The 7,613-nt window shown below is 64.8% G+C and carries 8 protein-coding genes; 3 read left to right on the top strand and 5 right to left on the bottom strand.

The window, feature by feature from the left end; genetic code table 11:
• The first annotated feature begins 158 nt into the window (after positions 1-158).
• Positions 159-1,043: a HAMP domain-containing sensor histidine kinase gene (locus PMI02_RS13720; RefSeq protein WP_162130161.1), complete on the top strand. Its 885-nt coding sequence runs from the start codon at positions 159-161 to the stop codon at positions 1,041-1,043.
• On the opposite strand, the gene PMI02_RS13715 is transcribed toward PMI02_RS13720, so the two are convergent.
• From PMI02_RS13715 to PMI02_RS13695, 5 genes are all read right to left on the bottom strand, one after another.
• Entirely contained in the window at positions 1,021-1,422 is a 402-nt protein-coding gene (locus PMI02_RS13715; protein ID WP_052025573.1) for an NUDIX hydrolase, read from the bottom strand. The two genes, PMI02_RS13720 and PMI02_RS13715, sit on opposite strands and share 23 nt — an antisense overlap.
• 116 nt (positions 1,423-1,538) lie before the next feature.
• The gene (locus PMI02_RS13710; protein ID WP_007683625.1) at positions 1,539-2,342 is read right to left on the bottom strand and encodes a phosphatase PAP2 family protein; all 804 of its coding nucleotides are present in this window, start codon (positions 2,340-2,342) and stop codon (positions 1,539-1,541) included.
• A gap of 241 nt (positions 2,343-2,583) precedes the next feature.
• Positions 2,584-3,120 (bottom strand): 2'-5' RNA ligase family protein, encoded by a 537-nt coding sequence (locus PMI02_RS13705; protein WP_157222518.1) that lies wholly within the window; start codon positions 3,118-3,120, stop codon positions 2,584-2,586.
• A gap of 340 nt (positions 3,121-3,460) precedes the next feature.
• On the bottom strand, positions 3,461-4,816 hold the full coding sequence (locus tag PMI02_RS13700) for a sigma-54 dependent transcriptional regulator (protein WP_007683620.1): 1,356 nt from the start codon (positions 4,814-4,816) through the stop codon (positions 3,461-3,463).
• Complete coding sequence (locus PMI02_RS13695) at positions 4,813-6,555, bottom strand: sensor histidine kinase (RefSeq protein ID WP_007683618.1); 1,743 nt, start codon at positions 6,553-6,555, stop codon at positions 4,813-4,815. Before PMI02_RS13695 ends, PMI02_RS13700 begins: the two co-directional genes overlap by 4 nt.
• 165 nt (positions 6,556-6,720) lie before the next feature.
• On the opposite strand from PMI02_RS13695, the gene PMI02_RS13690 reads away from it, so the two are divergent.
• Together PMI02_RS13690 and PMI02_RS13685 are read left to right on the top strand one after the other, a co-directional pair.
• Positions 6,721-7,050 (top strand): hypothetical protein, encoded by a 330-nt coding sequence (locus PMI02_RS13690; RefSeq protein ID WP_007683615.1) that lies wholly within the window; start codon positions 6,721-6,723, stop codon positions 7,048-7,050.
• Positions 7,051-7,060: 10 nt separating this feature from the next.
• Positions 7,061-7,613 (top strand): SDR family NAD(P)-dependent oxidoreductase (locus PMI02_RS13685; RefSeq protein WP_007683613.1); only part of this gene is annotated, 553 nt, incomplete at its 3' end.

Below are 7,613 nucleotides of genomic sequence, written 5' to 3'. Positions count from 1 at the left end.
GGCTGCCGGCACCTGCCGAGCCATCGCGCGAAGCGTGGAGCCTCAGTCGCACTGATGGACTGTTCGGGCATCGCCTGATCGTCATTTCCCGGCTTATCCGACCGGCCGGAAGCAATGAGCCGGTGCTCGTCCAGTTCGCATCCGATGATGATGCCCTAGTGCTCTCGCTGCGCGAATTCCGCAACGAGACCGCACTTGCACTGGTGCTGCTCTGGATCGTGCTTCTGGTCGCTGCCGGCGTGCAGATCAGGCTTGGGCTGAGGCCGCTACTGCGCGTTCAGGGGGAAGTCGAGCGGCTGCGGGGCAATCCATCCGCTCGCCTGTCGAATGACCATCCCCGTGAAATTGCGCACCTGGTCGAGGCGATCAACGCCTTGGCGGACGCTCGGGCAAGTGACGTGCAGCGGGCACGCCACCGGGCTGCGGACCTCGCCCATAGCCTGAAGACGCCGCTTGCGGCCATGGCCGCGCAGAGCCGCCGGGCGCGCAGTGAAGGTGCACCCGATGCTGCTGACGCCATCGATCGTACCCTTGCCGTCGCGCGTGCCGCGCTGGAAACGGAGCTGGCGCGCGCCAGGAGCGCATTGGCGCGTGGCTCAAACGGCGAGACTGCTGATCTGGCGGATGTTGTCGACAACGTGATTTCGGTGCTGGAGCAGACCGAAAAGGGCGGAAGTCTGGTCTACGATGTGCAGGTCGATGACGGCCTTGCCGTTCCCGTGGCTGCGCCCGAAGTCACGGAAGTCATCGGCGCCCTGATGGAGAATGCAGTCCGGTTCGCCCGCCGGGGAGTTGCGATCAGCGGCATCGCCGAGGCCGGAATGATCTGCGTCTTCATCGATGACGATGGCCCCGGCATGGATGCCGGGCGGATCGATGATGCCCTGGCGCGAGGTGCGCGCCTGGATGAGGCGGGTTCGGGCCACGGCTTCGGTCTGGCGATCGTCAAGGAACTGGTCGATGCGACGGGGGGCACGATGGAATTTGCCGAAGCCCCCATCGGAGGCCTGCGCGTGGCGCTCAGCTGGGCGTCGGAGCCCTAGTCGTTGGTGTCGCAGCGCGGACATCTTCGAACACTGTCGCAGCAAATGCAGTGAGCGCACGAAGCAATCCGGCATCTCGCAATCGTGCCCGTGCTTCCGGAAGCGAGAACCAGGCACGCTGCCGTACGCCCATTTCCGGCCACAGCTCCAGTTCTTCCAGCACTGCGAGGGGATAGATCTGTGCCTGGCTGGGGTCTGCCAGTGAGGATGCGAGCAATGGCTCTGCCGCAACGGTGCCGCGTACCCCGGCTTCCTCGAAAGCTTCTATGGAGGCACGGTGTGCTGCCGTCTCGCCCGCCTCGATCTTACCCTTGGGCAGAATCCACTTTCCCTTGCGGCGAGACGTCACCAGCAGGACCTCGAAGCCGTCGCTTGTCATGCGGTACGGAAGGGCATGTGTCTGAAGTGGCATTTTCCAGCTCGGCAAGCACAATCGACGCAACCTAAGCGGGTCATGTCAAGGGAGGCAACATCGAAGCAGTGGTCAGCGCGCCTTCAAAAGCGCGGCATCACCCGCTGGTTGAGCAGCAAGGCTTCCGCTTCGCAGGCGGTGGGCTGCTCTCCGCTATGGCGCAGAGCGTCGAGCTCCGCTTTCGCGGCCTCGCGATCAGCCTGGTATTCCGGCTTGGTCTGCACCAGTGCCATGGTGGCTGTTGCTGATAGCATTCCTGCCTCGACAGCACTTTCGTTATGGGCGCCGCAGACGAAACGGCTGTCGCCATAGGCACGCCCGCGCTCCAGGATCTGCTGCGCACGATCAGGTGCGATGCTCGACAGGACAAGGGCCCAGGTCCACCCCCAGGTCGTATGGCCGGAAGGATAGTCATAGCTCATCCGGTGCTTCTTCTCGTCGTAAAGCTCGGATTCGGGCTGGCATATCCGGCCCTTGTCGATCGTGAAGGGGCGGTGCCGCTGGTAGACCGCTTTCGCCTTGCTCGACTGTGCACTGGTATCCGCGCCCGCGCGCTCGATCAGCATCATGAGCTTGGGAGCATTCTGGGGCGTGAGCTTGACGCCCACGGCGCAGCTGAAATCGCGCGCCAACGCCGGCACGGAGTAGTCGGCATCCTCGGTCGCGAGCTTCCATCGCGGAGTGTCGACAAGCTTGCGTGTCGCCTTGAAAATCTTGCGATCGGTTTCGTAGCGCGGATCGCCGGGTCGCGGCGCCGGTTCGACTATATGCGTCACGTCGAATTCGTCTGCCGCAAGGTAGCCCTTGGGTCTTTCGTTCGAGACCGCCGATGCGGTTATGAGCACGGTTGCAGTGACCGCAGCGGCAATCGACAGTCTGACCTTCACGCGTGTTCTCCAATCGCTGACGAGCTAGTCTCTCCAACTGCGCGGCGTCAATATGACACTTATGTGACAATCCAGATGCATTGTGAGCTACAAACGTCCGCCACCCTCCGTGAGTAGCGTGATCATGCCTTGCAGCGATATTCAGCCAGCGTCTCCACCAGTTGCCCGTTCGCGTCGACGACACCGAGGCCAATCCCTGACACTCGGCCCGCAGCGCGCGGCGGGAGGGGAGCCGCATCTTTCATATATTGCCCAGGTTTAGACTGCGCTCATTCGCGAGCAGGCTTAGATGTGGATCAAACTCCATGAATACATTCGGCGATCCATAGCGTTCGAAAGCTGGAAGCTTTTCAGGATAGTCCTTTATCCAGGATGGTGCGGATAGGTTCTGTGATCGCAGTGGTTCTGCTGCCAGCGTGATCTTGTCCGCCAGTCGTTGCAGGGCGGCTGTTCGGTCAACTTTTAAAAACAGCCAGTTGGAGGAGGTCCTTTCCAGGCCGGCGACCGTGAGGGGGAATGATCTGCACCCCTTCGTGGCCTTGAAGACAGCGGCTTTTAACGCCGGCGCCGCGGACGGCGGGTATTGCGTCAGGTAGAGCGTGACGTGGGCCTGCTGACCTTTGGCATGGAAGGTGGCCATACCCCGGGCCGCGAGATCGACGCTCACCTCGTTCACTGCATGAACGATCGATGGCGAGGGGATCGCATAGATGTCGATGCTGAGGCTTTCTTTTGCTCCGACCGGCCTGGCAACGACCAACGCTAACATCAGGGCCATGAACGACGTTCGCGACATACGAATAGGCTCACACCGAGAGGAATGACGGGTCCGCCATTTAGCAGCCCGTTTGGCGAGTCTGCAAACCCATCGGCCGTTTCCAACGTCGACCCATTCCGGCCGTTCGGCGCCTGATTCTTCGTTCCCAATTGCCGCCCGTCCGCTATCCTGTGGCAACCGATCGTATTCGGCTATTAGCACAACTTAACCAGAAGGTCTGGCCATCGTCACTGTCGCCATCGTCAGCAACGAAGCGAGAGATTGAATACGTTGCGCGCAAGAGAAGTGTGAAAGATATACATGGTTTCGGTCTGTGGATTGAGCCCAGGAAATGAAGGCTCTACCGTAGGCCCATCCTGTCCATTTTCTTGAGCAGGCCGACCCGCGAAAGGCCGAGTTCGCGCGCGGTATGCGTGTGGTTGTGGCCGGTACGGTCGAGAGCTTCGGTGATGCGGAGCCGCTCGAGAGCAGTCACCTCATCCTGTAGCGTCTGGCCGGATGGTGGCAGCGTTGCGGTATTCGGCACAGGCTCGCGATCCTCTCCCATCGCGAAAGCGAGGTCAGCGATGCCGATCGTCAACCCGCTTGCGCTCTTGGGCGCAAGGGCGGCGGCACACTCGATGACCGAGCGCAGTTCGCGCACGTTTCCAGGCCAGCCGTGACTTTCCAGCCAGTCCAGTGCGCCGGGCACGAAGCTGGCCGGGCCTTCGCTGGCACGGCGCAGGAACAGCCGAGCCAACAGGGCTATGTCGCCCGGTCGGTCTGCCAGCGCCGGGACCCGCAGAACGACGCCCTTCAGGCGGTAGTAAAGGTCTTCGCGGAAACTGCCGCCCGCAACAGCGGCGGCAAGATCGCGGTGGGTGGCGGCAACGATACGCACGTCAGCGCGGCGAACCTCGCGGGCGCCGACCGGCTGGTAACTGCCATCGGCGAGAAAACGCAGCAGTTTGACCTGCATGGTGGCTGGCATCTCGCCAATTTCGTCGAGGAACAGGGTTCCGTGCGCGGCGGTTTCGACAAGGCCGGGGCGATCGGCATGGGCGCCCGTGAAGCTGCCCTTGAGGTGGCCGAATAGCTCGCTTTCCAGCAGGTCTGCCGGGACCGCGCCGCAATGCACCGGCACCAGCGCGCGGCCGGCGCGCGGCGATGCGGCGTGGATCGCGCGGGCTACCAGTTCCTTGCCGGTGCCGCTGGGCCCCAGCACCATCACTGGCAGGGCCGTGGGCGCGATACGGCGGATCATGTCACGCAGCGAGGTCATCGGCGGGGATTGCCCGACCAGCCCCATGTCCTCTGCCGAATGCTCAAGGGCTTTCGCTGCAGCCAGGTCGCGGGCAAGCCGCGCGCGTTCGAGGGCGCGTTCGACGACGACCTTGAGCATATCGGGATCGACCGGTTTGGCGAGGAAGTCCCACGCGCCGGCCTCAATCGCCTTGAGCGCCAGCGGCTGATCGGCATGCCCCGTCATCACCACTACCGGAGCGGGCGCGAACGCCGGGATGAGGGCAAGCCCGGCCTCGGGATCGTGATGCGGGGGCATCGCCAAGTCCAGCAGGACCACGTCGGCGCCGTGCTGCGCAAAAGCCTGCCGCGCGGCGTCGCCGTCCCCCACCGTGGTCACCTCATGGCCGAGCGAGCGGAGCCAGCCGGCAGTCAGGCGCTGGAATGCCGGTTCGTCGTCGGCGAGCAGGATCATGGTGTTCTCCCGAAGGTCAGGCGGAAACAGGTGGACCACCCCGACCGCGCGGCCAGCGTTACCGTGCCGCCGTGCGCCTCCATTATCCGCCGGACGATGGCAAGGCCCAGTCCAGTCCCCCCGGGGCGGCGAGACACGAAGGGGCGGAACAGGCATTGCGCGATATCCGGGGCGATGCCCGGCCCGTCGTCGCAGATGTCGATCGTGACGGGAGGGCCCGGTTCGGTCACGATCAGGACGCGGGAGCCCATCGCGCGGGCATTGTCGACAAGGTTGGCCAGCGCGCGATTCAGCGCCATGCGGTCGGCCTGAATCTCAAGGTCGGGTGGGCCCTCAACCTCCACGCCAAACTGGCCGAGCAGGTCGTTGACGCGCAGGGCGCGCGGCGTAACGGTCCAGGCGCGGGCGTAATCGAGAATGTCCGTGACCAGCGCATTCATCCGCGTAACTTGTTCCCCGATTTCGGCGCGGACTTCGGCCGGGGCGCTGGTGGCGGCCATCTGCACGATACCTAGCGGGTTGCGCAAGTCGTGCGCCACCGTCGCCGCCAGCGCGCCCAGTTCGGCGAGGCGCGCCTCGCGCTCGGCATCGACCATGCGCCGGGCCGCCGAAAGGCGGCGTGCGCTTTCGGCGGTGATCGCGGCGAAGCGCTCGGCGGTGTAGCGCGTGCCAGCGGGGGCATCGTTCCATCCCCGCAGCGAGACGGTTTCGCCTTCGAGCAGGAGATCGGGGCTACCGGGCGGCAGACCGAGGTGCCGGTGAAGCAGGGCGTTGGCGGTGGCGGCCAGGTCGGTTTCGTCGGTTGCCTCGGCCATGCGGTCACGCCACTGCGCGATATCCGCTTCGGCGATGCGGCCGCCGGGGAATACCATGCGGTCCACCAGACGCTTGAGCGGCGTGAGGATTGCCAAGCCCAGGAGCAGTGTTCCCGCCAGCGCGAGCCAGGTCGCCAAGAAACCTGCCGGGCGACCCGCGAGTGTCAGTGGCAGCGCGGCTATGAACACGCTGGCGGCGCCTGCTCCGGCGAGCAGGAGTAACCAGACGAGCGCACGACGGGCCCAGATATCTGCGAGCATGAACCGATGGCGCACGATGCCGTAGACCAGCGCCACCGAATAGAGCGGCAGCAACAGCACCGGCCAAGGGTAGGCCTCGATCCCGAAGGCGGGAAAGGCAAAGCCGGAAAGCGCAACGAGGCCGATCAGGCTGGAGACGAATACGGCGCCTGCCTGTTGCCCGTGAAGGCCGTCCTGCCGCTTCCAAACGACGAGGAGCCGCAGGTGGCCTGCGATCGACAGGGCCGCCGCCACGCCCAGCACACCCCAACCCACTGCCGAAGGGATGAAGAAACCCACAAATCCGCGCCAGGGCACGACCGTCCCGACGCCGAATAGCATGCCGACCAGCGCGGCGAACGCGGCAAGAGCATAGCTCGCCACGGCAACAGGCCGCAGCGCACCGCAAAGCGCAAAGGCGAAGACCAGATGGACGAAGGCCGCGGCGGGCAAGGGAGACAAGGCGATCAGCGTAGTAGTGACCCCTGCGGCCTGCTGCCCGAAAAGCGCGGGCGCGGCTTGGGCGATGCTCCAGATGCCGACGCCGGTCAGGAATGCGGCGAGCAGCGACGATCCGGGAAGGTTTCGCGCGCGTAACGCCACGAATCCGGCCAGCATAAAGCTGGCGATCGCCGTCAGTGCAAGCGCGCCGATAAAGGCCGGGATGCCGATCGCTGTATCCATCGTTGATAATTCTACCATCACTTTGCGTACACGTCGTTAACATCCGTTCGTGTCGGGGAGCCAGAAATCCTCGGCCTTGCGTGAGTTTACGCAATTGGCATGCCACTTGCGGAAGGGCTTCTGAAGCCGCGCCTGCCTGGTGCGACATTCATGAAGGAGCCTGCCATGTTGATCCCGATTGCCGCTTTGCTGCTGACGTATGCCCTCACCGTGCTGATCGCGACCTTGGCTGTCGTCGCCCTCTGGCGGCCGCTGCTCATCCTCCTGTCCGAGCTGTGCGGCACCGAGCAACGCTCGCGGTTCTGGAGTGTGTGGACGGTGGTGATGATGATGGCCACGCCGCTGCTGCTCGTCTCGCTCCACCCGGTCGCGACAGACCCGACCGACCTTGTGCAGGGAACGATGACGAGCGCGCTGTTCGGCATTCTCCTGGCGCTTGTCGGCATGGGCTATGCGGTATGGAGCCGCACGCCCCGCGCTGGCCATGAAGCGTAAGGAGGCCATGATGCGTGTGCTTGTCGTAGGCGCAGGCGGCTTCATCGGGCGGCACGTGGTGGCGCGGCTTGCAAGCGAAGGCCTACAGGTCGTCGCTGCCGGGCGCGATCCCAATGCTCTGTCGCGCCTCCTGCCCGGCGCGGAGATCGTGCCCTGCGATATAACGCGCGACGGGGCCGGCGATTGGGCGCAGCGGCTGCGCGGCATAGATGCCGTGGTCAACTGTGCCGGTATCATCGGCGCCGGAGCCGATTACGCCAGGGTCCATCAGCACGGCGCCATTGCCCTGTTCGATGGCGCCCGCGCGGCGGGTGTCGGCCGAGTGATCCAGATATCCGCACTCGGCGCTGACGAGACCGGGACGACGCCGTACCATCGCAGCAAGCGTGCGGCGGACGATCACCTTGCCCGCCTCGGCGCCGATGGAACGACCATGTGCTGGGCGGTTCTGAGGCCCTCGCTGGTTCTGGGGCGAGGCGGCGCCAGCACTGCGTTATTCGCTGCACTGGCGGCCTGGCCGGTAAGGCCGCGCCTGGGGGGCGGCGACTGGCAGGGGCAGCCGA

The sequence above is a fragment of the Novosphingobium sp. AP12 genome, assembly GCF_000281975.1.
Taxonomy (GTDB): domain Bacteria; phylum Pseudomonadota; class Alphaproteobacteria; order Sphingomonadales; family Sphingomonadaceae; genus Novosphingobium.
Note: the sequence above shows the minus strand (reverse complement) of the source record. Positions and strands in the feature narration are given on the sequence as shown.

Bases quoted from the DNA above. Each gene is read 5' to 3' on its own strand.
- PMI02_RS13705 (WP_157222518.1), bottom strand. From the start codon at position 3,120: ATGGCCCTGATGTTAGCGTTGGTCGTTGCCAGGCCGGTCGGAGCAAAA.
- PMI02_RS13690 (WP_007683615.1), top strand. From the start codon at position 6,721: ATGTTGATCCCGATTGCCGCTTTGCTGCTGACGTATGCCCTCACCGTG.
- PMI02_RS13715 (WP_052025573.1), bottom strand. From the start codon at position 1,422: ATGACAAGCGACGGCTTCGAGGTCCTGCTGGTGACGTCTCGCCGCAAG.
- PMI02_RS13695 (WP_007683618.1), bottom strand. From the start codon at position 6,555: ATGGATACAGCGATCGGCATCCCGGCCTTTATCGGCGCGCTTGCACTG.
- PMI02_RS13700 (WP_007683620.1), bottom strand. From the start codon at position 4,816: ATGATCCTGCTCGCCGACGACGAACCGGCATTCCAGCGCCTGACTGCC.